The sequence below is a fragment of the Amycolatopsis sp. SB7-3 genome, from assembly GCF_041021335.1.
Lineage (GTDB): Bacteria > Actinomycetota > Actinomycetes > Mycobacteriales > Pseudonocardiaceae > Amycolatopsis > Amycolatopsis japonica.
The window spans coordinates 644,219-668,227 of the sequence record NZ_JBFPJQ010000003.1; the positions used below are offsets into that span (position 1 = coordinate 644,219).

The 24,009-nt window shown below is 67.4% G+C and carries 20 protein-coding genes and 1 tRNA gene; 6 read left to right on the forward strand and 15 right to left on the reverse strand.

Annotated features, from left to right (window positions below; genetic code table 11):
- The first annotated feature begins 125 nt into the window (after positions 1–125).
- Complete coding sequence (locus tag AB8M46_RS27520; RefSeq protein ID WP_394362129.1) at positions 126–896, forward strand: DUF5131 family protein; 771 nt, start codon at positions 126–128, stop codon at positions 894–896.
- On the opposite strand, the gene tcmP is transcribed toward AB8M46_RS27520, so the two are convergent.
- Both tcmP and AB8M46_RS27530 read right to left on the reverse strand, forming a co-directional pair.
- Positions 862–2,196 carry a three-Cys-motif partner protein TcmP gene (gene tcmP, locus AB8M46_RS27525; protein WP_394362130.1) on the reverse strand — a complete coding sequence of 445 codons (1,335 nt, stop codon included), beginning with the start codon at positions 2,194–2,196 and terminating at the stop codon, positions 862–864. The two genes, AB8M46_RS27520 and tcmP, sit on opposite strands and share 35 nt — an antisense overlap.
- Positions 2,197–2,296: 100 nt before the next feature.
- Complete coding sequence (locus tag AB8M46_RS27530; protein WP_394362155.1) at positions 2,297–2,644, reverse strand: TetR family transcriptional regulator; 348 nt, start codon at positions 2,642–2,644, stop codon at positions 2,297–2,299.
- A 405-nt stretch (positions 2,645–3,049) separates the two neighbouring features.
- Here AB8M46_RS27530 and AB8M46_RS27535 point away from each other — a divergent pair, with 405 nt between their 5' ends.
- Complete coding sequence (locus AB8M46_RS27535; protein ID WP_394362131.1) at positions 3,050–4,081, forward strand: tyrosine-type recombinase/integrase; 1,032 nt, start codon at positions 3,050–3,052, stop codon at positions 4,079–4,081.
- A 137-nt stretch (positions 4,082–4,218) separates the two neighbouring features.
- Here the strand turns inward: AB8M46_RS27535 and AB8M46_RS27540 are convergent.
- The 4 genes from AB8M46_RS27540 to AB8M46_RS27555 form a co-directional block, all read right to left on the reverse strand.
- A tRNA-Pro gene (locus AB8M46_RS27540) sits at positions 4,219–4,292 on the reverse strand.
- Positions 4,293–4,431: 139 nt separating this feature from the next.
- Positions 4,432–5,601 carry an alginate lyase family protein gene (locus AB8M46_RS27545; RefSeq protein ID WP_394362132.1) on the reverse strand — a complete coding sequence of 390 codons (1,170 nt, stop codon included), beginning with the start codon at positions 5,599–5,601 and terminating at the stop codon, positions 4,432–4,434.
- Positions 5,602–5,733: 132 nt separating this feature from the next.
- Positions 5,734–6,750 carry a lactonase family protein gene (locus AB8M46_RS27550; RefSeq protein WP_394362133.1) on the reverse strand — a complete coding sequence of 339 codons (1,017 nt, stop codon included), beginning with the start codon at positions 6,748–6,750 and terminating at the stop codon, positions 5,734–5,736.
- A gap of 475 nt (positions 6,751–7,225) precedes the next feature.
- The gene (locus tag AB8M46_RS27555) at positions 7,226–9,442 is read right to left on the reverse strand and encodes a glycosyl hydrolase family 18 protein (RefSeq protein WP_125734297.1); all 2,217 of its coding nucleotides are present in this window, start codon (positions 9,440–9,442) and stop codon (positions 7,226–7,228) included.
- Positions 9,443–9,661: 219 nt separating this feature from the next.
- Here AB8M46_RS27555 and AB8M46_RS27560 point away from each other — a divergent pair, with 219 nt between their 5' ends.
- Both AB8M46_RS27560 and AB8M46_RS27565 read left to right on the forward strand, forming a co-directional pair.
- The gene (locus tag AB8M46_RS27560) at positions 9,662–10,264 is read left to right on the forward strand and encodes an RNA polymerase sigma factor (protein WP_394362134.1); all 603 of its coding nucleotides are present in this window, start codon (positions 9,662–9,664) and stop codon (positions 10,262–10,264) included.
- A complete protein-coding gene (locus AB8M46_RS27565; protein WP_394362135.1) occupies positions 10,257–11,165 on the forward strand; it encodes a CU044_5270 family protein in 909 nt (302 codons plus the stop codon). Before AB8M46_RS27560 ends, AB8M46_RS27565 begins: the two co-directional genes overlap by 8 nt.
- A 5-nt stretch (positions 11,166–11,170) precedes the next feature.
- Here AB8M46_RS27565 and AB8M46_RS27570 read toward each other — a convergent pair whose 3' ends face one another.
- Together AB8M46_RS27570 and AB8M46_RS27575 are read right to left on the reverse strand one after the other, a co-directional pair.
- Positions 11,171–11,950, reverse strand: a complete 780-nt coding sequence (locus AB8M46_RS27570; protein ID WP_394362136.1) for an enoyl-CoA hydratase/isomerase family protein — start codon at positions 11,948–11,950, stop codon at positions 11,171–11,173.
- Between the two features lie 36 nt (positions 11,951–11,986).
- The gene (locus tag AB8M46_RS27575) at positions 11,987–12,877 is read right to left on the reverse strand and encodes a PaaX family transcriptional regulator C-terminal domain-containing protein (protein WP_081975776.1); all 891 of its coding nucleotides are present in this window, start codon (positions 12,875–12,877) and stop codon (positions 11,987–11,989) included.
- 147 nt (positions 12,878–13,024) lie between these two features.
- On the opposite strand from AB8M46_RS27575, the gene AB8M46_RS27580 reads away from it, so the two are divergent.
- Positions 13,025–14,662, forward strand: a complete 1,638-nt coding sequence (locus AB8M46_RS27580; RefSeq protein WP_394362137.1) for an ABC-F family ATP-binding cassette domain-containing protein — start codon at positions 13,025–13,027, stop codon at positions 14,660–14,662.
- A 48-nt stretch (positions 14,663–14,710) separates the two neighbouring features.
- On the opposite strand, the gene AB8M46_RS27585 is transcribed toward AB8M46_RS27580, so the two are convergent.
- The 7 genes from AB8M46_RS27585 to AB8M46_RS27615 all read right to left on the reverse strand — a co-directional run bounded on the left by AB8M46_RS27585 (position 14,711) and on the right by AB8M46_RS27615 (position 22,506).
- On the reverse strand, positions 14,711–15,529 hold the full coding sequence (locus tag AB8M46_RS27585) for a carbohydrate ABC transporter permease (RefSeq protein WP_378427752.1): 819 nt from the start codon (positions 15,527–15,529) through the stop codon (positions 14,711–14,713).
- Positions 15,526–16,413 (reverse strand): carbohydrate ABC transporter permease, encoded by an 888-nt coding sequence (locus tag AB8M46_RS27590; RefSeq protein ID WP_228694990.1) that lies wholly within the window; start codon positions 16,411–16,413, stop codon positions 15,526–15,528. Before AB8M46_RS27590 ends, AB8M46_RS27585 begins: the two co-directional genes overlap by 4 nt.
- Before the next feature lie 7 nt (positions 16,414–16,420).
- Positions 16,421–17,692 carry an extracellular solute-binding protein gene (locus AB8M46_RS27595; protein WP_394362138.1) on the reverse strand — a complete coding sequence of 424 codons (1,272 nt, stop codon included), beginning with the start codon at positions 17,690–17,692 and terminating at the stop codon, positions 16,421–16,423.
- 138 nt (positions 17,693–17,830) lie between these two features.
- Positions 17,831–19,936 carry an alpha-galactosidase gene (locus tag AB8M46_RS27600; RefSeq protein WP_394362139.1) on the reverse strand — a complete coding sequence of 702 codons (2,106 nt, stop codon included), beginning with the start codon at positions 19,934–19,936 and terminating at the stop codon, positions 17,831–17,833.
- Positions 19,937–20,055: 119 nt separating this feature from the next.
- Positions 20,056–20,493, reverse strand: a complete 438-nt coding sequence (locus AB8M46_RS27605; protein WP_037337183.1) for a PPOX class F420-dependent oxidoreductase — start codon at positions 20,491–20,493, stop codon at positions 20,056–20,058.
- The gene (locus AB8M46_RS27610; RefSeq protein ID WP_394362140.1) at positions 20,493–21,458 is read right to left on the reverse strand and encodes an RNA polymerase subunit sigma-70; all 966 of its coding nucleotides are present in this window, start codon (positions 21,456–21,458) and stop codon (positions 20,493–20,495) included. The genes AB8M46_RS27605 and AB8M46_RS27610 overlap by 1 nt, the downstream gene beginning before the upstream one ends.
- A 100-nt stretch (positions 21,459–21,558) precedes the next feature.
- Positions 21,559–22,506: a methionyl-tRNA formyltransferase gene (locus tag AB8M46_RS27615; protein ID WP_037337188.1), complete on the reverse strand. Its 948-nt coding sequence runs from the start codon at positions 22,504–22,506 to the stop codon at positions 21,559–21,561.
- 137 nt (positions 22,507–22,643) lie between these two features.
- On the opposite strand from AB8M46_RS27615, the gene AB8M46_RS27620 reads away from it, so the two are divergent.
- Positions 22,644–23,987 (forward strand): lysine N(6)-hydroxylase/L-ornithine N(5)-oxygenase family protein, encoded by a 1,344-nt coding sequence (locus AB8M46_RS27620; RefSeq protein WP_394362141.1) that lies wholly within the window; start codon positions 22,644–22,646, stop codon positions 23,985–23,987.
- Positions 23,988–24,009: the final 22 nt, after the last annotated feature.

Consider the following 24,009-nt stretch of genomic DNA (forward strand, 5'->3'; position numbering starts at 1 on the left):
GACGGTACGCCAACCGGTCGGGTGTTCGACGACAGGGGTAAGGTGCGGAGAATGTAGCCGTCCGCGCAGCAGTCCCACCACCTGGACGCGGAAACGCCCGCGACCGACTTGGAGGAGGGCACGCCATGAGTGATGGATCGTCCATTGAATGGACAGAGGCCACCTGGAATCCGACGACCGGGTGTGATCGCATCTCGGCGGGGTGTGATCACTGCTATGCGTTGACACTGGCGAAGCGGCTCAAGGCGATGGGATCAACCAAGTACCAGGCTGACGGGGATCCCCGGACGAGCGGGCCGGGTTTTGGTATCGCAACACATGCCGCGGCTCTCGGGGAGCCCTTCCGGTGGCGGCAGCCTCGTGTCGTGTTCGTCAACTCGATGAGTGACCTGTTCCACGCCAAAATCCCCATTGAGTTCATTCGGCGTGTCTTCGCCGTCATGGAGGCCACTCCGCAGCACACCTATCAGGTGTTGACCAAACGATCCCGGCGTATCAAGCGTCTCGCTGACTCGCTGAAGTGGCCGCGCAACCTGTGGCTGGGGGTCTCGGTCGAAGACAAGCAGGCTGTCTATCGGGTCGACGATCTGCGCGCGGTCCCGGCCGCCGTGCGGTTCCTGTCCTGCGAGCCGCTGCTCGGCCCGCTGCACGGACTGGACCTCGACGGGATGGACTGGGTCATTGTCGGCGGCGAATCCGGCCCCGGCTTCCGCCCCATGAACGCCGCATGGGCACGGGAGGTGCGCGACCTCTGCCAACGCGAGAACGTGCCCTTCTTCTTCAAGCAGTGGGGTGGCCGCACCCCGAAGGCCGGCGGCCGTGAGCTGGATGGCCGGACCTGGGACGAGTATCCGGTGACGCCTATGCGGATCGAGATGTCGGCCCCGTCAGCGTGACCCAGTGGTTCTGGAAGTCGCCGATGCCGTTGTTGGTGATCACGCCCTGCTGGTACAGCGACTTCATGGCCGCGCGAACCTGGGGGATCGCCGCCGCGCCGAATACGCCGTCGTAGACCTCGGCGAGCCGACGTACCGGCACAAACCCGTTGTGGCGCTCAAGCAAGCGCACGATGTTCTGCTCGATGATCCGTACCCATTCCGCGTGATGCGCTTTCTCGTACTCCTTGATGTCGAACGGCTCTTCGGCAGGTGGCAGTAACGTGTCGACGCCGAAGAGCGCGTACTCATTGACCCCTGCCGCCTTGGTTCTGGCCTTAGCCATCTCGGCTGAACGCCAGGCTCCTTCCCACTCCCGGCCGGCCTTGCCGACAGCGTCGGCGAAGTTCCACAGGCCGTCCACGTGCCGGGTGAACAAGACCAGCAGGTACTTCGGCAGCTGACCAGGCTTATGCCGGATCGGCATGCTCAGCGACATGCAGTGGGCGCCAGCCTCGACGCGCTTCTGATATTTGGCCGCGACCTCCAACGCTGCGGCCGTCGCGCCGCGTTCGTCCTTCTGATCTTTCACCGGCTCGAAGTGCTGCTGCCACCACGTACCCCCGAGGAAACGGTCCGCATGCGCGATGGTCTTCCGGTCTGCCGGACTGAGCGCGCCGGCCTCGCGACGCCGCCGCAGCAGCCCGCCGATGCGCGCCACCGTGCTGATGCTGATGTGCAACAGCACTTCGGTCGGGGCCCTCCCGCTCTGCCTGTTCAGCAGATGGTCGACCAGCTGCTCCCGGTCCAGAGCGGTGCCGAACGGATCCAGGAACGCGAATAAGGCTGTGGCCTGCGCAGTCTGCAGGACCCGCGGAAGTAGCTCGTGGAGGTTTCCGCCGAGCACGACGTCCTCGGGGCGACCATGCTCCGCCATGACCTGCTGGAGGTTCTGGAAATCGGCCTTGTTCCGCTCGACGTAGATGCCGGTGACGTATCGGAAGTCGCCAACCCGCTTGGCCGTGCGCGACAGCAGGAGCGGGGAACCAGGCGAGCCGTCTTTGTACTCACCGCGGCCGGCGTACCCGTCGAGGAACACAACCTTTCGCGACTGGCCGGTCTTGGAAGCGAACACCACGGGGTACCGCGAGAGAATCCCATGCTTGAAGACCGCCTGTGGCTGGCGTGTCCGGAAGAAGTCCTGACTCCCGCTCATCGGCTCGCCTCCGAACTTCGCGACGTCCGTTCCGTGTTTCTGCTCGCCAGACCACGGGCCCTCGTACGAGCCTGGCAGACGACCCAGCATCAGTAAGTCGTCCACCGGAGTGGACCTGTTACTGAAAGTGGAGGTCACAGGCTGCACAACGTCACCAAAACTCGGGTTGGCCGCTCACCTCCGTGCCTGCGCTAACTCTCACGGGCTAACGTCGAACACGCGTTCCGCCAGGCAAGACGACGATTTGGCGACGCGGCAAGGTCGGCGCTGCCGCTGCGGGCGACTGCGCAACGTCCGCTGCGGGTCGTACAGCCGCGTCGGATCTCGGTCGGGTACCGGCGAGGAGCTGTTGGCAACGCTCGGCCTCGCTGCGGAACAGCTCAGCCTTGCCCGGGAAATGCTGGTAAATGCTTCCAATGGCGACACCCGCTTGAGAACTCGAGAAACAAAGAACTTTAGTGATCGTGAAGTCGCAGGCGTGTCGCCCGTCAGATACGGCAAGTTCAGCAAACGCTGCGACTAAAAAGAAGCGTGCAACACTAGCGACGCGAATTTGCTGCGCATTTGCAGGATCATCTTTTCAAAGTGCAGATTCCGGGTTAGGTTCGACTTTAGTGGTCAAGGTGGGTTAGCGACGGCGACGTTCGCGTCGCGGCGCAGCCGAAAACCTCAATTTCTCATTAATGCTCGTCAGTTGCTTCGGTTGGCGTTGAATGCTGCCCGGGCTTGACGTGTGACCCTTTGTCGATTTGGGAACAGGAATGGAACATGACTCGGTCTGACGCCAAATATCGGACCCCGCCGATGGGCGTGTCGCTTGCAACGGACATCGAACACCGCGTGGGGCTTCCAAACCGTATAGGGCCCGCGTTCGCTGGAGCGATCCGAACTCGAACGCCTACCGTCTATCTCCCGTTCGTTCTCCACGGCTGACGACGCCGAGACGTGGATCAAGGACATGGAGCGGGCGACCGCCAGTGGTATCGATCCGACGGCTGCTGAGATGCCGCTCGGAGAGTACGGCGATCTCAACCTGTCCATCGCCATTCGAGGCCTGGCGGCGAAGACGACCGATTCGTACCTCGCCGGTTGGCGAAAACGCGTGAAGCCGACGATCGGGCACCTGCCCGTCAACAGCATCACGTACGGCGTCGTCGACCGCGCCGCAATGGGCTGGATAGCCGACGGCTGTAGTAAGTCGACGATCAAGAACAGTCTAGCGATGCTTGTCCGGGTAATGGAACAGGCATACCGCGACGAATTGGTCGACCGCAATCCGGCGCGGATCACCGGATGGCAGCGGGAATTCCAGCTCGCGGAGGACGAGCTGGACGACCCGCGATCCCTGGCCTTGCCCGACTGGGACAGCCTCACCGCTCTCGCCGACGCTCTGGTGCAGCGATCGGCGGGCAAATTCACGCCCGGCTATCCGGGATGGGGAAAGATCGTGACGTTCATGGCGTCCACGGCTGCGCGAATCGGCGAGGTTTCCGGTGTCCGAGCCTGCGACATCGACCGCGAGCAGTGGCTGTGGACGGTTCGGCGACAAACGACGACGGCGCCTGGAGGCCTGGTGGACGAGGCCACCAAAGGTCGGCGCGCCCGAACGGTTCCGCTGATCGAAGAGATTCGGCCACTGGTGGCTGAACGGCTCGACGTGGTGGGCTCGGATCCGATGGCGCGCCTCTTCACAGGCCCACGAGGCGGCCGGGTGACGACGGCGATTCTGCGCGACGCGACTCACTGGGATCAGGTGGTCGGCGCCTTGGGCTTCGAGCACCTCCGCCGCCACGACCTCCGGCACACGGGGCTGACGTGGATGGCGGACGCCGGCGTGCCTGTCCATGTGTTGCGCAAGATCGCGGGCCACGGCTCGCTGACGACAACTCAGCGGTACCTGCACCCCGACCGGCAATCCATCACGGACGCGGGCGATCTCCTGATCAAGCACCTGTCAGTGCCCAGGCGGCCGAGGTTGCGGGCCGTCTGATTTCGGGTGCTTGAAGGGAATCTGTCCCCAATCTGTCCCCGGCGAGCCAAGACGTAGATCACCGCCATGATCGGCCTTGATCACGAAGAAGGCCCGTGAGCAGCAGTGATGCTGCTCACGGGCCTTTCGTCTGTCCGTCGGGCTGACAGGATTCGAACCTGCGACCCCTTGACCCCCAGTCAAGTGCGCTACCAAACTGCGCCACAGCCCGGACCCGCGCTCCGTGGAGTGCGATGTGAGTACTTTAGCGGGTCCCGAACCGGGGCTTGCAACCAGGGGTCACTGTGTGTCTGAGCTGGGAAAACGGTCCGTGAGGGCCGCCCTGCCGCATTCGGGCGGCCCCCACGGGGTCACTGAGGGTTGCCGGCGTGGGTGAGGGTCTGCCAGGCGACGAACAGGTTGTTGGTGCCCGCCGGGCGTTGGCGCAGGGTGAGGGCCTCCGTGTTGCTCATGGTGTACCCGAGGCGGGTGTGGAGGTGGTTGTACCCGACCTCGGTGATCGGGCCGAGGCCGAGCTTCAGGCTGCCGCCGCACAGCCACGACGGGACGGCCGCGCCCATCTGGTACTTCGCATGGAAGCCGAGCCCTTCGCGGAGGCGGTCGGCGATCTCCGGGTAGAGGTCCTGGCCCTGGATGCGGGTGGTCTCGGCGAAGTCCGCGATGGCGGCGAGGCCGTAGCCGGTGTGCGTGAAGTCCCGGCAGGTCTCCTGGGAGAGGCCGTTGACGAACGTCGTCTGGCCTTGCCAGTACTTCACGATCTTGTCGCGCGTGTCCAGCCCGCTGCCGGGCGCGGTCTTCGGGAGCGCGCCGTCGCTGGTCAGGTAGAGGTAGGCGGGGACGCGGGTGCGGAACTTCGCGACGGCCTTGTCGTAGGCCGTCTTGTCGTCGAGGAACACGGCGATGCCGATCGCGGCCTCGGTCATGCTGAGTTCCCAGTTCCCGTTGCTGTGACTGCCGTTGATCACCTCGGGCAGGTACACGTTCCGGAGCATGGTGCCGAAGCGGCCGGAGTTCGGCCAGCTCGTGTAGGTGTGCTTGATGATCTCCGCGGCGCGCGGCCAGGAGGAGGCCGACCAGGCCGACTGCAGGGGAGCGTTGCTGTTCGTGTGATCCTTCAGTACCGCGGACCACGCGTCCATGATCTCGATCGCCTTGGTCGCGTATTTCGCGTCACGCGTGATGTACCACGCCAGCGAAAGGGAATACGCGGCGATCGCGTCTTGCCGTTCATTGGTACACCCGATGTTCGGATTCGAATAGGAACCGCATTCGACGATGGCCCGTGGTTTCGGTGACCGGGACAACGAGGCGTACGAACTCGACATCATCGCGTCGTAAGCCTGTTTCCACGGTTGCGCGCCGGCTTGGACCTTGGCGCGGACGAAGTCCAGTTGCGGGCGGCTGACCAGCACGCCGGGATGGGTGAAGGTGGTGGGCGCGGCCTGGGCGGGAGCGCTGAAAAGGCCTAGTGCCAACGGGACGAGCGTGGCCAGGGCGAGCAGTTTCCTCGGTAGGGACATGGTTCTCCTCGGGCGGGTGTGAGCCAGGTCACCGGCGGCGTGCGTTCAGTGTCATGGTCTGAACCAGTTGCGTCAAGACCTTTATTCGCCTCGAAAAGAAAGAAGACCCGCTTGTTCAGCGGGCTGAACGAATCAATGCGGCCAAAGGCCGACGAAGGCCGGGCTCCCGACCGGATAAGTGCCGATCAGACGCCAGGTCTCGCGTTCATAGGCCTGGATCGCGTCACTGCTCTGCACGGCGACATAAACGTGCTCGCCGACGATGGAGAAGTGCCGCGGCCATTCGCCGGTGCCGTGGTCGGCCACAGCCACGCCGTCGAAAGTGAATTCCGTGATCTTCTCGGGCCCCCGGTTCGACAGGAACAGCCGGTCGCCGTGCGGGACGAGCTGCGCCGGGAGGTTTTCGCCGCCCGGCTCGAGCGTCGCCGGAACGGAGTTCTCGACGGCGAACGTACCCGGCGGCTCTTCGCGCACCGTCACGAGCGACGCGGTCAGCTCGCCCACGACGTACGCGTGGCTCGTGCCGGGGCGCCGGACCAGTTGCCGCGGTCCGGTTCCGGCGGGCAGGGTCGACACCGACACGCGGATCAGCTCGCCTTCCTCGCCGAGACGATAGCTGCGGATCTCGTCGGTGCCCAGGTCGACCGCGCTGACCAGCGTGCCCGTCTCGTCGAGGACGGCCATGTGGACGTGCGCGGCTTCCTGCCGTCCGGCGTTCGGACCGTTGCCTTCGTGCTGGACCAGCGCCGTCCGCACGGTCGGCACCCCGTCCGGGCCCAGCGCGAACGCCGCCAGGCTGCCACCGCTGTAGTTGGCGCACAGCAGAAACCGGCCGTCCGGAGTGACCGACAGATGGCACGGATCCGCCCCGCCGGTCGGCAGCGAGTTCAAGGCCGACAGGGTCCCGTCTTCGGCGACCGCCACGGCGGTGATCGCACCCTCGGCCGTCTCGTTCACCGCGTAGAGCACCGGAAATGTGGGATGCGGGGTCAGCCAGCTCGGCGAATCCAGGGCGAGCGAGCCCACCGGGGTGAGCTCCCCGGTCCGTGCGTCGCGCCGGAACGTGCCGATGCCTTCGCCGCGGCCGTCGCTCGCGGCGGTGTAGGAGCCGACGATGAGCAGAGTCCGGTCATCGTTCGCAGAAGTCACGACGCACACTGTGCAGCAAGCCGACGTGGAGGTGAACCCCTTTTGACCACATCCGTCGCCCGACTTGGTCGGCGGCGCGTTCACCGCGGTGATGGCGCCGCTGCATGCACTCGACAGCCGGGACTGGGACCGTCGGCTGGACGTCGATCCGGCTGACGCTCGTGAGTGGTTTTGGTCGTTCTAGCCAAGGGTGTCTTGGCTACCCAGTGGCGTGCTGGAGGTGTTGCGAAAGCCACTTTCGCAACCCCCGCGGCGACGGCCGAGTCCTACCGCGTGTCGTCCGTCCAGACACGAATGGCGTCCCACCGGTCACGCGAAACCGCTCGACCGTAGGCACCTAAGGCACGTGAAGGCCCCCTTGCCTACCTTCAGGGTAGGGAAGGAGGCCTTCACGGACCTGCGGCCAACGGCCACCTACATTCAGTAGGCGCCCAAGGCAGCCTTGGTTCTAACCGTCCTTACCACTCACGAGGCGTCACTTCAGCGAGTTGTCCACTGTGGTCATGAGGGTTCCGGTGTCACCGGACATCTCCCAGGCCATGACCCCGAGCAGTCCTCGCGTCTTGAGCCAGGCGACCTTCTGCTGGATGGACCAGGCGTCGTCGAAGGTCCACCATTGCCCGCCGTTGCCCGTGTAGCACGACGTGGCCACGGCCGCGGTGTCGTGCTGGACGGCGCAGTTGGGGACGCTGGCCAAGAGATTCGCGTAGCCACGAGTACCTGCTTCCTCGGCGAACTGGCCGGGCGCGGCTCCGGTCGCGCTCTGCCATTCGCCCTTCTTCCCGCCTTCCGCGACCCCTTGCCAGCCTCTTCCGTAGAAGGCGAGCCCGAGGGTCAGTTTCCGTGGATTGGCACCGGCTTCGGTGTAGGCGTTGATCGCCGATTCCACACTGAACTTGAAGTTGTACGGATCGTCCGCGTCGGCGTAGAGGTTCCCCTGATGGCCGGTGCGGTTCGGCTCCCACGAGTTGTCGCTGCCCGAGCCGTGGAAGTCGTAGCCCTGCACGTTCGCGACGTCGAGGTAGTCGAAGATCTTCGGGATCTCCCAGCCGCCCTTCACCTTCGCCGGGTCGGCGGGGGTGAACGCCTGCAGTTCGTACCGCTTGCCGGTGGTCGCGCCGTAGGCGTCCATCTGCGTGCGGAACTCGGCCAGCAGCGCGGTCAGGTTCGTCTTGTCGTTGGCACTCCAGTGGTTCCCGGGGTGCCCGTCGGGGCTGCCGGGCCACTCCCAGTCGATGTCGATGCCGTCGAAGATGCCCGCGGCCGTGCCCGGCCCGCCGGCGCCGCCGTACGCCTTCACGTTCCCCTTCAGGTACGTGTCGATGCACGACGCGACGAACTTCTGCCGCGAAGCGGGCGTGGCCGCGACGTCGGAGAAGTACTTCGAGTAGGTCCAGCCGCCCAAGGAGATGAGCACCTTCAGGTTGGGGTACTTGGCCTTGAGCTTCTTCAGCTGGTTGAAGTTGCCGCGCAGCGTCTCCCAGCCGGTGTCGCCGACCCCGTCGACGGACTGGGACGCGGACATCGGCCGCGAGTAGTCGGCTTCCGCGTCGCCCGCGCCGTCGCCCTGGTTCGGGTCCTGCGGATTGGACGTCGTTCCCTTGGTGACGCCCGAAAGGCAGGTGTGGTTGACGGGGTCGATGTTCCCGAAGGCGTACAGCAGATGGGTCAGCTTGGCGGCGGAGCCGTTGGTCACCAGGTTCTTGACGAAGAACTGGCGGCCGTAGATGCCCCACTGGACGAAGTACCCGACCCGGGCGTACCCGTTCACGATGTCGCCGGTGCGAGCGCTGACGGCCGCGCTCGCCGCGGAGACGTTGTCGTACCCGTCACGGGCTTTGACCGTGAAAGAGTACGAAGTGGACGGTGAAAGCCCGGTCACCGTCGCGGTCGTCCCGGTGACGGTGGTGGCGAGGGTCGTGCCGCGGTAGACGTCGTAGGAGACGACACCGGTGTTGTCCGTGGACGCGTTCCACGCCAACGAGATGGAGCCCGAGGTGACCGCGGTCGAGCGGAGGTTCGACGGCACCGTCGGCGCCTGGGTGTCGTCGCTCGGGTTGTTGGTGGTCACCGCCAGCGCCGGGGTGGGCGGGGATTTCGCGTCCTTGCGGTCTTTGGCGACGACGGTGAAGCTGTAGGCCGTGTTCGGCGTCAGCCCGGTGATCCTCGCTTCGGTGCCGGTGACCGAGGCCGCGAGCGTGGTGCCCTGGTAGACGTCGTAGCCGACGACGGGCAGCGAGCCGGGGGCCGCGGCGTTCCACGCCAGCGCGGCGGTCGTGGTCGTCTTCGCCACGAGACGCAGGTTGGCCGGGGTCGACGGCGGCGCGTCGCCCGAGCCGTCGCAGTTGGCGTCGTCGATCCGGCACGTGGTCGGGTTGACCGCGGAACTGAGCTGGAACGACGGGCTGTAGGGGTAGGTCGAACGGCCCGGCGCGAGCGATTTGATGTAGAACGCCGGGGTGAGGGTGACCTGGTTGCCCGACTGGGAAACCGTGGCGTGGGAGCCGCTCGTGGCGGTCACGCCGGCGGGCACGGTGAAGGTGATGGACCAGTCGGCGACGGTTTCGCTGCTGGGGTTGGTGACGGTGTACTCACCGGTGGTTCCGGCCAAGGTGAAGGCGGCGCGGAGGCGGCCCGCCGCCAACGCCGGATTACCTGCGGCCACGAGGAGCCCGGCGGCGAGGAGTGTCACGGTGAGTGCGCTGAGTAGTCTTCTTCTGGTGCGTCTCATGGCGGTTCTCTCCAAAGAGGCGGCGAGACTGACCTGCTCGGAAAATGGCGCGTGTGGTCTAGACCACAGATGAATGTAGCGCGGCACGCATAAAAGGTCTAGACCGATTCGTCGGTCGTGAACCCGTTCGGCGCCGGATGCGGACAACAAGTGACATCGACGAACGGCGAAAGGCGGTCCATGAGCTCATCCGAGGCGGCTCCGGGCGATCCGGAGGACGCGGAAGTGATCGCGAGGTCGGTGACCAGCGCGGACCGGTTCTCCGCGATCTTCGACCGGCATGCCGCGCACATCCACCGCTACCTGGTCAGACGGATCGGGCCCACGGCCGCGGAAGACGCGCTGGGGGAGACGTTCCTGATCGCCTTCCGCAAACGCGCGGGATATGACACCGAGCGCCGCGACGCCCGGCCGTGGCTCTACGGCATCGCGACCAACTTGGTCGCGCAGCGGCGCCGTGACGAGGTCAGGGAGCTGAAACTGCGGGAAGCGCTCGGCCCGCCGCCCGACGAAGAGGGGCATGCCGAACGCGTCGCCGATCAGGTGACCGCCCAGGCGATGGGAAAACTGCTGGACTCCGCGCTCGCGGAACTGGCCGACGGCGACCGCGACACGCTCACGTTGTTCGCCGGGGAAGGCCTGAGCTACGAGGAGATCGCCGCGGCGCTCGACATCCCGCTCGGCACCGTCCGCTCGCGGCTCAACCGTGCCCGCCGGAAGGTCCGCGAGGCGCTCGGGCGCCCGGACACCACAATTTCGAAGGAGATCTCCACCCATGGATGAGCTGAAGCTGATCGCCGAGCGGACCGGATCGGTGCCCCTCGCGGAATCCGGCGCCCTCGGCTCGGCACGCGAGCGATTGATGGCCGAAATCGCCCGCACCGGAACGGAAAACGTGGTGCCGCTGAAGAAGCGGCGGCGCTGGGTCTGGACCGGCGCCGGCGCGGCCGGGCTCGCCGCGGCGATCACCGCCGTCGTCGCGCTGGCGCCGGTCGAGAAGGTCGGCCTGGAGCCGACCGCGGCCGTCGCGGACCCCGTCGTCGTCCTCCGCAACGCCGCCGCGGCCGCGTTGAAGGCGCCGGGTGCACCGCCGAAACCGGACCAGTTCGTCTACACGAAGACGAAGCAGCCCGACGGCGAGCGGGAGGCGTGGCTGTCGGCCGACGGCACCCGCGACGGGCGGATCAAGATGGCCGACGGCTCGCTCTTCCCGCTCCCGGGCTGCCGGGGCGGGCGGGCGCAGGTCTACAAGGGCGACCAGCCGCTCAAGGGCGTCACGGAGCCCTGCGCGCCGTCACCCGCCTACCGGACGGACCTCCCCGCCGACGCCGAGGCGATGTTCGCCTACCTCAACGCCCGTCACAGCGGTGAGACGGGTGACTACAACGCGATGGGCAAGGACATCCTCGCGCTGGCGAACGAGAACCTCCTCCCGCCCGCCGTCCGGGCCGCCCTGTTCGGCGCGGCCGCCAAGGTGCCCGGGCTGCGCGCCGTCGACCACACCGAGGACGCGGCGGGCAGGCCCGGTGTCGGCATCACGTGGCCGCTCGGACCGCACGACGACCCGAAGGTGGCGAAACCGGTGGTGATCGTCTTCGCCGCCGACACCTTCCTGTATCTGGGCACGAATTCGACCGCGGTGACCGCGTCCGGCGTGGTGGACGAGGCCGGACAACGCCCCTAGGGCGATCAGCGGCCGGTGAAGGTCGCCTTGCCGGGACCGTCGGCGAGGAACGACTTCACCGCGCCGCGCAGATCTTCGGTCTCGAAGAGCCCGGCGGCGATCGTCGTGATGTGCTCGTTCGCCTCGGCGACGCCGCCGTGCTCGTAGTGCTCGAGCACCTTCTTGGTGGCGGCGTGCGCCCGCGTCGGGCCCTGCGCGAGATCGATCGTGAACGCGCGGACGGCCTCGTCGAAGCCGTCCGCCGGGAACACCCGGTTCACCACGTTCCAGCGTTCGAGTGTCGCGGCGTCGTAGGTCGCGCCGGTCATCACGAACTCCTTGGCGCGGCCGACCCCGGCGCGGGCGGCGAGCCGTTGCGTGCCGCCCATGGTCGGGGTCAGGCCGACGACCCGCTCGACCAGGCCGAATTTGGCCTTCTCGCTCGCCAGGATGATGTCGCAGGCGACCGCGACCTCGAACGCCCAGGTCAGGCACAGACCGTGGGCGGCGAACACGGTGGGGAACGGGAGTGCGGCGATCCGGTCGGGGATCGCCAGCATCTCGTCGAAGAGCACCTTCGCCTCGGCGGCGCTCGACTGGGCGTCGAACAGGGAGACGTCCACCCCGCCGCTGACGATCTTGCCCTCGGCGCGGATCAGCGCCGCGCGCGGCGGAGTGGCCTCCAGTTCGCCGATCGCCTCGCCCAGTTCGCGCTGCAGGTCCGCCGTGTAGAGGTTCAACGGCGGCGAAGCGATGGTCAGGACGGCGAGGTCGTCTTCACGGTCGAGGCGGATCGAGGTGGCCAAGGCGGATTCCCTCCGGTGGGTCGGTTTCCCGTGACCCTAGCCCGAGGTCGCCGCGAGTTCGTCCCATTGCGCCTGTGCTTCCGGTCGCCATTCGACGTGCTTGCGGTGGAAGAGGTCCGCCGCGCGCACGCCGCTCCAACCGTCGGGGAGGAGTTTTAGCGGAAGCCGGGGATCGAGGAACGGGAAGCTGCGCCATTCGTGTACGAGTTCGGTCTGCGCGCGCAGGACGCCGTTTTCGCCGGAGGGACGCAGACCGGTGAAGCGGTCGATGAAGTCCTCGTAGCGGTCTTTGAGTTCGCTCAGATCCCAGGACCGCGCGACCATCGTCTCCTGGTCGCCGACGTCGCCGTAGGCGGCGGTGAACGACATCGCCTGGGCGTCGAGACCGAGGTCCTGCACGATCTGCTGGGCTTCCCGCTGGCGGCTGAGATCCGGGCTGACCCAGACCCCCGCCACCGGGGAACCGAACCCGGCCCACGTCAGGCGGGTGCGGAGCCGGTGCCGGAGATCTCGTTTCGCTTCGGGGACCGAGACGATCAGCATCAGCCAGCGTCCGTCCCAGGCCTTTTCCTCGTTGCCGAAGGCGTAGATCCGTTCCGCGCCTTCGGTCAGCAGGCGTCTGCCTGGCGGGGTGAGCGACCAGCGCACTCTTCGTCCGACGCGTTCGGAGACCACCCAGCCTTCGGCGGAGGAACGGGCGAGCGCCTGCCGGGCGGACTTCTCCTCGATGTCCAGCACCCGCAGTGCCTCGACCAGCGTGGACGTCCAGATCGCCTGGTCGCGGGGCAGGACGTACTCGCCGAGGATCGTCATCAGCAGCGACCGCGCGCTGGCATGACCGACTTCCCGCCGCCTGCTCAATGTCGGCCTGCGGGTACCGCCTTTCTGCTGGTGGACGACGGGGACCGGGGTGGCGGAGTCCGCCATTTGCTGTCACCGACCTCAATGCTCGGGGGATTCGTTCGGGTCCAGAAGAACAACCAGGTTACCCACGTTCCGTGATCGCTTGGATACTTGCCACTCTTCCGAGGGACCACGAGCTGTTCAATCGGTCCCCGTAGACTTACCGATCTCATGAGCGCCACACTCGTTGCCAAGGATCTCGCCGCCGGCCACGGCGACCGTGTTCTGTTCTCCGGTCTCGACCTGGTCGTCGCGCCGGGCGAAGTGATCGGTCTCGTCGGGGTGAACGGCGCGGGCAAGTCGACCCTGCTGAAGACCCTCGGCGGCCTCGTGCCGCCGGAAGAGGGCAGTGTCCGGCTGAACCCGCCGACGGCCACCGTCGGTCACCTCCCGCAGGAACCGGAACGCCGCGAGGGTGAGTCCGTCCGCGCGTTCCTCTCCCGGCGTACCGGCGTCACCGCCGCCCAGGCCGCGCTCGACGCCGCGACCGAGGCGCTCACCGCGGGCGAACCCGGCGCGGACGACGCCTACGGGTTGGCCCTCGACCGCTGGCTCGCGCTCGGCGGTGCCGATCTGGACGACCGGGCTGGGGAGGTCGTCGCGGATCTCGGCCTCACCGTCAACCTCGACCAGCCGATGCTGTCGCTCTCGGGTGGGCAGGCGGCGCGCGCTGGGATGGCGTCGCTGCTGCTGAGCCGGTACGACATCTTCCTGCTCGACGAGCCGACCAACGACCTCGATCTCGACGGCCTGGAACGCCTCGAGCGGTTCGTGACCGGGCTGCGCGCGGGGACCGTCCTGGTGAGCCACGACCGGGAATTCCTCGCCCGCACCGTCGATCGCGTCGTCGAGCTCGACTACGCGCAGCAGCAGGTGCGGACCTACGGCGGCGGCTACGAGTCGTATCTGGAGGAGCGTGCCGTCGCGCGACGGCACGCCCGGGAAGAGTACGAGGAGTACGCGAACACCAAGGCGTCGCTCGAAGCCCGTGGTGCGATGCAGCGTTCGTGGATGGAGAAGGGCGTCAAGAACGCCCGGCGCAAGGCCACCGACAACGACAAGGTGGGCCGCAAGTTCCGGAGCGAGGCGACCGAGAAGCAGGCGTCGAAGGCACGTCAGACCGACCGCATGATCGAGCGACTCGACGTCGTCGAAGAACCGCGCAAGGAATGGGAACTGCGGATGGAGATCGCCGCGGCGCCTCGGGCGGGCGCGGTCGTGGCGACCCTGCGCGGCGCCGTGGTGCGGCGGGGCGGGTTCACCCTCGGCCCGGTCGACCTGCAGATCGACTGGGCGGACAAGGTCGCGATCACCGGGGCCAACGGCGCAGGGAAGTCGACGCTGCTCGCGGCGTTGCTCGGGCGGGTCCCGGTCGACGAGGGCGCCGCCTCGCTCGGTTCCGGTGTCGTGGTCGGGGAAGTCGATCAGGCGCGGAAGTTGTTCCTCGGCGACCTTCCGCTCGTCGAAGCGTTCTCCCGGGAGGTGCCGGAACTCGCCGACGCCGACGTGCGGACGCTGCTGGCGAAGTACGGGCTCAAGGCCGCGCACGTCCTGCGGTCGGCGGCCACGTTGTCGCCGGGGGAGCGGACGCGGTCGGCGCTGGCGTTGCTGCAGGCGCGCGGGGTGAACCTGCTGGTGCTCGACGAGCCGACGAACCATCTCGACCTGCCGGCGATCGAACAGCTGGAGTCGGCGCTCGCGGACTACCCGGGGACGCTGCTGCTGGTGACGCACGACCGGCGGATGCTCGACGCGGTGGCGACGACCCGGCGGCTGGAAGTGGCCGACGGGAAGGTCACCGAACTCTGAGCGTTTAGTCCTCTGAATGCGTGCGCATTCAGAGGACTAAACGCGGGGTCAGCCCTTGGTCGCGCCCCCGGTGAGTCCCTTCACGAACTGCTTCTGCAGTGCCAGATAGAAGATGAGCACCGGCAGCGTCGCCAGGAACATGAGCGCGAAGACGCTGCCGAGATCCGCCTGGTACTGACCGATCGAGCGGTAGATCCCGGTGGTGACCGTGGTCCCCTGGCTGGGGCCGAGGATGATCAGCGGATCGATGAAGTCGTTCCAGATCCACACGCCGAGGAAGATGAGCACACTCGCCGTGGCCGGGCGCAGCAACGGGAACACGATCCGCCAGAACACCTGTGCCCGGCTCGCGCCGTCGAGCCGGGCGGCCTCCTCGAGTTCCACCGGCACCCCGCGGATGAACCCGGTGAACACGAAGACCCCGAACGGCACGTAGTAGCCGACGTTGAACAGCACCAGACCCTGGATCGTCGCCATCAGCCCGGTCAGCCGCAGCACCTCGGTGACCGGGATGAGGATCACCTGCGGCGGGATCATCAAGCCCGCCAACAGGATCAGCGCGAGCACCCTGGTCCACCGCTTGGCCGACCGCGCCAGGTAGTGCCCGAGCATGGCCGAAAGCACGGTCAGCACGAGGATCGACAGCAGGGTGACGAGCAGGCTGTTCGCCAGGCTCACCCAGAACAGGCCGTCGGGCCGGGTGAGCACGGCGTGGATGTTGGCCGGCGTCGGTGGCAGCGGGACCGACGCCGGCGTCCGGGCGATCTGATCACCGGGTTTGAAGACGTTGACGAGCACGTAGTACAGCGGCACGGCGAACAGCGCGCTCACCAGGATCGCGGCGACGGGCCGGAGTTTCGCGGTCACAGGTCGACCTCCCGCCGCCGCAGGAAACGCAGCACGATCGTGGTCAAGGTCGCGACGATCACCAGCATCACCATGGCCATCGCGGACGCGTAGCCGACGTGGTTCGCGTCGAGGCCGGTGGCGAGGACGTCGAACGCGATGGTCGCCGTGGTCCCCGAACCCGGCCCGCCGTTGGTGACGACCTTGACGTAGTCGTAGGTCTTGAACGCCGAGATCAGCAGCACGACGGTGTTGATCGTCAGCGACGGCGCGAGCAGCGGCCAGGTCACCGCGCGGAACCGGCGCACCGGCCCGGCACCGTCGATCTCCGCGGCCTCCAGCAGTTCGGCCGGGACGCCCTGCAGGCCCGCGAGGTACACGACCACACAGAACCCCAGCATCTGCCAGCACACGATCGACGCGACCGAGTACAGCGCCAGATCCGGGTCGGAGAGCCAGCCCGGTGGATGCTCGACCCCGAGGGCGCGGAGCGCGTCGTTGACCGGGCCCCGGTCGTCGAGGAGTTTCGTCCAGATGATGCTGACCACGACCGAGCTGAGGATCACGGGCGTGAAGAACACGCTCCGCAAAGCGTTGTACAGCCAGCCTTTCCGGTCGAGCAGCACCGCGACACCGAGACCGAGCACGTTCGGCACGACCACGACGATCACGGTCAGGATCGTGGTGACCCGGAGCGCGGTCAGGAACTGTTCGTCCTGGAACAGCAGCCGGTAGTTCTCGAGACCCACGAATTCCGCGGGCGGGCTGAACGGGTTGTGGTTCGTCAGGCTGTAGCCGAAGCTGATGAGGATCGGCGCCATGACGAAGCACAGGTAGATGACGACGCCGGGCGCGCCGAACGAGGCGAAATGCCACACGCGCGGCAGGATCGGTTTTCTCCCCATCGTGGTGTCAGCGCGCCTTCGCCCACTCGGTGTCCAGGAACGCGCACGCGTCGGCCACCGTTCTGCGGCCGGTGATGACGTCCTGCGCGGCCTGGTACACCTTGTCCTTCATCCCCGGCAGGAGCCCGTCGTCCGCGGTCTCCCAGCTGAAGGCGTTCACGACGGCGTTCTTCGCGACGGCTTCCTTGTACAGCTCGTATCCCGCCTTGAAGACCGGCCCGACGTCGGCGGGCGGCGTGTAGCCCTTGATCGCGGGGAACAGGCCGTCGGCCTTGACCGAGGCGTCGATCTGCTCCTTGTCCAGCTGGAACGCGAGCGCGAACTTCCTCGCCGCGTCGAGGTTCCGCGACTTCGCGTTGACGACGATGCCTCCACCGGTGTACGCGGGCACGACGAGTTTTCCGTCCTCGGAAGGAAAGTTGAAGACGCCGATCTCGAACGGCGGCTTCTTGGCGTCGGCGCTCGCGGCGAACCAGTTGCCCATCGGGTACATCGCACCCTCGCCGTTGAGGAAGGCCGCCTCGGTCGCGGAGTAGTCGCGCGACACCTGCGTCTTGTCGAGGTAGCCCTTGGCCACCAGATCGGCGAATTTGCCGAACGCCTGCTGGAAGGCCGGGTCGGTGAACTTGACCTTGTCGGCCCGCCGCTGGGAAAGCCAGTCCGGCGTCTTGCCGTAGACCTCGACGCTGACCAGGCCGTCCAGCAGCATCGCGGACGGGAACCCTTCCTTGCCGCCGCCGATGGTGAACGGCGTGATGCCCTTGGCCTTCAGTTTCTCCGACGCCGCGAGGAGCTCGCTCCAGGTCGACGGCACCGAGGTGATCCCGGCGTCGGCGAAGAGCTTCTTGTTGTAGTAGATCGGCGGGATGGTCTGGGTGTTGGCGGGCAGCTGGTGGTGCCCGCCCTTGATCGGGTTGGCGCCGGGGAACTGGAAGTCCTTGAGTTCCTCGGGTGTCCACGCGTAGAGATTGCCCGATTCGGCGAACCCGGCCGAATCGACGGCGATCGCGACGTCGGGGAACTGGCCGGACTGCAGGAGTTGTTTGGCGTAGCCGGTGCGGTCGGTCGACGGCGCGACCAGTTTCTTCACGCTCAGTCCGGGGTTCCGGTCCGTGACGCGTTTGATGGCGGAGTCCCAATAGGACGGTGGGAGGTTCGGCGTCTCGAACGTCAGGAAGGTGATCTCGCCGCCGGAGGCGTCCGTCCCGCCGCCGACGGTGCAGCCGGTGAGGCTCGCGGCGAGGAGTAGTGCGGCTCCCAACGCGAAGGACTTTCTCATGCCCCGGTCACCCTTCTCGCGGCGATGCACGACGTCTCATATACGACGGCATTCGATCGGATGTCTAGGGCGATGTCAAGCAGCTCCGGCGGGCATCGGCGAGTGAAAAGTGAGGATACATCTGATCTATCGGCTGGCTCAAACCTTCGTCAACCGGATCACCGCACTGGCGAAATCGCCGTCCGGAAGGCCGGGGAACAGGCCGTGTGCCAGGAGCGAGGCGCCGTGCCACACCTTTCCGGTGTCCTCGTCGCGGTAGCGGGCGGCGGGGTCGAGACCGTCGAGCCGGAGCGGTCGTTCGTGAGTGTGGAAATGTGCCGCTTGCCGGAACACGAACACCACCGCGCTTCCGCCGTCGGCCGCCACGTACTGCAGCGCGGAGACACCGTCGGTGGCAGGCGGCACGAGCCGGTGGAGCCTGCCGTGCTGGACGATCGGCCGGATGTCCTTGTACAGCGCGATCTGTTCGCGCGCGTAGAGCAGATCCTCCTCGGGCCATTTCAGGATGTCGCCGCCGATGCCGAGCACGCCGGCCATCGCGACGTGGAACCGGAAACGCAGGGGAGTGGACCGCCGGGTGACGAAGTTGGGGTCGTCGGTCACCCATGCCGACATCGCGCGGGCCGGGTACACCTGACCGTAGCCGTGCTGGATGACGAGCCGGTCGAGCGCGTCGGTGTTGTCGGACGTCCAGACCTGATCGGTCCTGGCCAGCACCCCGAGGTCGATTCGCCCGCCACCGCCGCTGCACGCCTCGATCCGCAGCCCGGGATGGCGGGTGCGGAGGCGGTCCATGAGCGCGTAGACCGAGCGGGTGTGCTCCACCCACAGCGTGTCCGGATCGACGGCCCCGGGCCAGCCCGCCTCGCTGAAGGGGCGGTTCATGTCCCATTTCAGGAAGTCGATGCCGTGCTCGCCGACGAGGGAGTCGAGCGTGCCGAACGCCCACTCGGCGACGTCCGGCCGGGCGAAGTTGAGCACCAGCTGCCGTCGCAGCTCCGATCGGGTCCGATGTGGATGGTGCAGGACCCAGTCCGGGTGGGCGCGGTACAGATCGCTGTCCGGGTTGACCATTTCGGGTTCGACCCAGAGCCCGAACTTCATGCCGAGGCGGTGCACCTCGCGGACGAGCGGTTCGAGACCGTCGGGGAACTTGTCGCGGTTGACCTGCCAGTCACCGAGGCCCGCGTGATCACCGCTGCGGGCGCCGAACCAGCCGTCGTCCATCACGAACAGTTCCACGCCGAGCGCCGCGGCCTTCTCCGCGAGCGCGCGTTGCCCGGCTTCGGTGACGTCGAAACCCGTTGCCTCCCAAGAGTTGTAGAGCACCGGCCGGAGTTCGCCGGGATGCGGGAGGACGTGGTCGAGCGCGTACGCGTGCCAGGCGCGGCTCGCGGCGCCGAATCCGCCGTCGGTGTAGAGCCCGGCGAAGACCGGGGTGGTGAGCGTGTCGCCGGGTGCGAGCCGGGGGACGACGCCGTCCTGGCCGAAGCCGCCGGTCACGGTCAGCCGGCCGGTGGAGGAGCGCGTGGTGGTGATCCGCCACGAACCGCTCCACGCGAGCGCGGCGCTGTAGACCTCGCCGTGCCGCTCGGTGGCTTCGCCGTCGTCGAGCATCACCCACGGATTGGCGTGATGGCTGGTGATGCCGCGCCTGCTGCCGAACGTGGTCTCGCCGTGGGGGACGGGCTCGCGGAGCAGCTGGCTCTCGGCGGCCCAGCGGCCGGTGACGTGGCTGATCCGGTAGTCCGGCCGGATCGGCGCGACCCAGGTCGCCGAGTCGGCGCGGATGATCTCGATCGGGCCGTCGGTACCGTCGTGGGCGAGTTCGGTCCAGCGTTCGATGACGTCCGTGCCCGCCGGGACGCGGTAGCCGAGCGTGATCCGCAGCGGGTAGTGGCGATCGCGGAAGTGGACGCGCAGGCTCATGCCGTCGATGTCGTGGCCGAGGTAGCGCCATTCGAGGGCGCGGGTCCCGTCGGCGAACCGGACCTGGAGGGCGGGGGTCCAGTAGCGGGTGCCGCCGTCGGCGGCCAGTTCATCCAGTCCCTCGGCGGGATCGTTGAAGGCATCCCAGCGTTCTTCGGTCCGGCTGAGGACGTCGGCGAGCTGATCGGCGGTGAGCGCCGGACCCCAGTAGACGTGGGAGGGCGCGTCGTCGTCGCTCAGCCGGAGCGCGTAGCTCGTGGCTGCCGTGCGGATGAGCCAGGAACGGATGCTGTCGTCGAAAACGATCTCGGCCACGGGCCCATCCTGACGCCCGGCGCCCGCAGGGGCCAAGTGGCTCCCGCTCGGCGGTACATGAAGGCCCCCTTCCTGTACTTAGGCGCAAGGAAGGGGGCCTTCATGTACTTGGGAAGCGGTCAGCCGCCGACCTTCGCGATGGCCACGAAGTGCTCCGGCCGCACCCGCACGATCACCTTCCCCGGCGACGTCGCGTACGCCAGCCAGCCGTCGATGACCTCCTGTCCCGCTTCGCCGAGGTATCGCCGGGCGATCAGTTCCGAGCCGAGACGGACGCCGTCCGGATCCGAAACGATCTCCGCGACACCCTCGACGCTCACGAACGAGTACGGCGGGGTCGGGTCGTCGGCGACCACCGAAACTCGCGGATTCTCCTTAAGCGCCTTGCCTTTGACCGTGTCCGCACCCAGGTTGACCAGGATGTCGTCCCCGTCGAGGGCGAACCAGACCGGTACCGCGTGCGGCCTGCCGTCGGGGCGGACCGTCGCGAAGACGGCGGTGCGGGTACCTTCGGCGAGGAAGGCGCGGCGCTGGTCGTCGGTCATCTTCTCCGGCATTACTTTCCCTCCAGGATGGCGTCCAGGCCGAAGGCCGGGAACAGGTGACTGTCGAACGTGGTGAACTCCGCGGCCTTGCCGTCGACGACGCGGACGAGGTCGAGCTTGAAGGCACGGAAGACGGTGTCGCCGGGACGCCGCAGGTACGAGGCGAACGCGGGCATCCGGTTCGCGTCGACGGGGACGGCGCGCCATTCGCCCATCTCCTCGGCGATCCTGCCGTGCCGGGCGAGGTGTTCGAGGCCGATGTAGCAGTGGGGCTCCGGCGGCATGGTCACGCGGACGTCGTCGCGGACCAGACTGCTCAAAGTGCTGAAATCGCCGCTGTCGTGGGCTTCGACGAGCCGCCGGACCAGCGCCCGTTCCTCTTCGGAGGGAGCCGAGACCGACCATTCGCCACGCTGCTGCGGGAGGCGTTCACGCAGGGTCGCGCGACCCCGTTGCAGGGCGCTGTTCGCGGCGGGGACCGTGAGATCGAGCAGTTCGGCGGTTTCGGCGGCCTGCCAGCCGAGCACGTCGCGCAGGATCAGCACCGCGCGTTGCCGAGGCGGCAGCATCTGCAGGACCGCGAGGAAGGCGAGTTCGATGGTCTCCCTGGCGATGGCGAGCGCGTGCGGTTCGGCTTCCGAGGGCGCGATCTCGTCCAGCAGGCGGTCCGGATACGGCTGGATCCAAGGGACTTCGGCGAACGAGCGGACCGATGGCACCCGGCGGTCCTTCTTGCGGAGCGCGTCGAGGCAGGCGTTGGTGGCGATCCGGTACAGCCACGCGCGGAAGTTGCCACCGTCGAAGGTGTCCAGCCCGCGCCACGCGTTGAGCAGCGCCTCTTGGACGGCGTCTTCCGCCTCGTCGAACGAGCCGAGCATCCGGTAGCAGTGGACGTGCAGTTCCCGGCGGTGTCGTCCGGTGAGCGCGGCGAAGGCGGTTTCGTCTCCCGCCTTCGCCGCGGCGATCGTGTCGGTCATGGCGCCTCCCATCGAGTGTTCTTACCCGATGTAACGGCGCCCTTCGCCGGAACTCATCGGTCCCGCGATGACTTTTTCGCCGGACCGCGGAAACCGCAGGTCAGGGACGAGCGGTGAGGTATCCGCCCATCGTGCGGAAGTACTCGGTCGCGGCCAGTTCGGTGCCGTCCTCGGTCCGCACCCGCTCGATGACGAGCCCGTGCGACCGGCCGCGGCGCGACTCGGGCCCGGCGACGATCACGACGCCGTCACCCTCTCGGATGAAGATCCGGCCGGGGGTGCCGCCGTACTGGCCCACCGACACCGAGGAGCGGATCACGCGCAGCTGCTTGCCGCGGTGGTAGGTGAAGGCGTTGGGGTACGGGTCGGACTGGGCGCGCACCAGCCGCTCGATCTCGTCCGCGGGCCACGACCAGTCGATGAGGCTGTCTTCGAGGGCGCGCTTGTGGAAGAAGCTGGCCTTCGACCTGTCCTGTTTGACCGGGGTGAAGTCCCCTTTCGCGATCAGCTCGATGGCTTCGGTGGTGATCGGCGCGATGAGGTCGACCGTCCGGTGGAACAGATCGGTCGTCGTGTCCTTCGGTCCGACCGGGACGGAGCGCTGCAGCACGATGTCGCCCGCGTCGAGGTCGGCGTCCATCATGTGGGCGGTGAGGCCGACCTCCTTCTCGCCGTTGATGAGCGCCCAGATCAGCGGCGAGAAGCCGGCGTAGGCGGGCAGCAGCGAGTCGTGGACGTTCAGCGTCCCGTACCGCGGCATCTCGAAGATCTCCGGCGGCAGCCAGGTGCGCCAGTTGTTGGCGACGATCAGGTCGAGATCGGCTTCCTTCAGTTCCGCCAGCAGTTCCGCGTCGTCGGGACGCTGCCGCAGCAGCGCGCGGATCCCGTTCTCCTCGGCGAGGTCCGCGACGGAGTCGGACCAGATCTTCTCGTAGGCGTGGTCACTCTTCGGGTGGGTGACGACGAGGGCGACCTCGTGGCCCGCGTCGATCAAGGCCCGCAGGGTGCGGTGTCCCCAGGTCTGGTATCCGAACATGGCGACCCGCATGGGACCGGCCTCCTCCTGGTCGAGGGATGAACATCACCACTGAAAGTACTAGTTGAGCCTCACCTAACTTAGGTTAGGGTTCCCTGGTCTTTGTTGCGAAGTACCGAGATGCGGCTGAGCCGCGCAAGGGGTTCAAGATGGCACGAGCAGTGGTCGGTGAACGGGTTCCGGTCTACGACGTGGTCGGGGTCGGGTTCGGTCCCTCGAACCTCGCGCTCGCCATCGCCGTCACCGAGCACAACGCCGCGCCAGGGGCCGAGACCGTCACGGCCCACTTCCTCGAGCGCCAGGCCCGTTTCGGCTGGCACCGCGGGATGCTGATCGACAACGCGACCATGCAGGTGTCCTTCCTCAAGGACCTCGCGACTATGCGGAACCCGACCAGCTCGTTCAGCTTCCTGTCGTATCTGCACAGCAAGGACCGGTTGGTCGATTTCATCAACCACAAGAACCTGTTCCCGTTGCGGATCGAGTTCCACGACTACTTCGAATGGGCGGCGGAGAAGGTCGACGACCTGGTTTCCTACGGCACGGAGGTCCTTTCCGTCACGCCGGTGTTCGACGGCGACGAGATCGTGTTCTTCGACGTGCACGCCCGTACTGACGGCGAACTGGTGAATCTGCGCGCCCGCAACCTGGTGATGGGCACCGGGCTGCGGCCGAATCTCCCTGAAGGTGTGACGCCGGGCACACGGATCTGGCACAACAGCGAACTCCTGCACCGGCTCGAAGGCCTGGCCGCCGAGGAGCCGCGCCGGTTCGTCGTCGTCGGCGCCGGCCAGAGCGCGGCGGAGGTCAGCGCGCTGCTGCACGATCGCTTCCCCCGCGCGGAGGTGTGCGCGGTGTTCGCGCGCTACGGCTACAGCCCGGCCGACGACAGCGCGTTCGCCAACCGGATCTTCGACCCCGAGGCGGTCGGCCGGTTCTACGAGGCGCCGGAAGCGGTCAAGGACCGCCTGATGCGCTACCACGGCGCGACCAACTACTCGGCCGTGGACATCGAACTCATCGACGAGCTGTATCGCCGCGTCTACCGCGAGAAGGTGCAGGGGATCGAGCGGCTGAAGCTGATCAACGTCTCCCGGCCCACCGAGGTCACCGACACCGGCTCCGAAGTGCGGGTCACCGTCGAGGCGCTGGAAACCGGGGCGCGGACCAGGCTCGACGCCGACTTCGTCGTGTACGCCACCGGGTACAGCCCGGCGGACCCGACCCCGTTGCTCGGCGAGCTCGCCTCCACCTGCGCGCGCGACGACGAGGGAAGGCTCCGCGTCGAACGCGACTACCGGATCGTCACCGAACCGCCGCTCGACGGCGGGATCTACCTGCAGGGCGGCACCGAGCACACGCACGGCATCACGTCTTCGCTGCTGTCCAACACCGCCGTCCGGGTCGGCGAGATCCTCCAGTCCATCGTGGACCGGCGCGCCGCCGACGCGTCCCGGCCCGAGTACGCGGTGAGCGGGTCCAGGCCCGCCTGAGGCCGGACGATCCCGAGCGTTT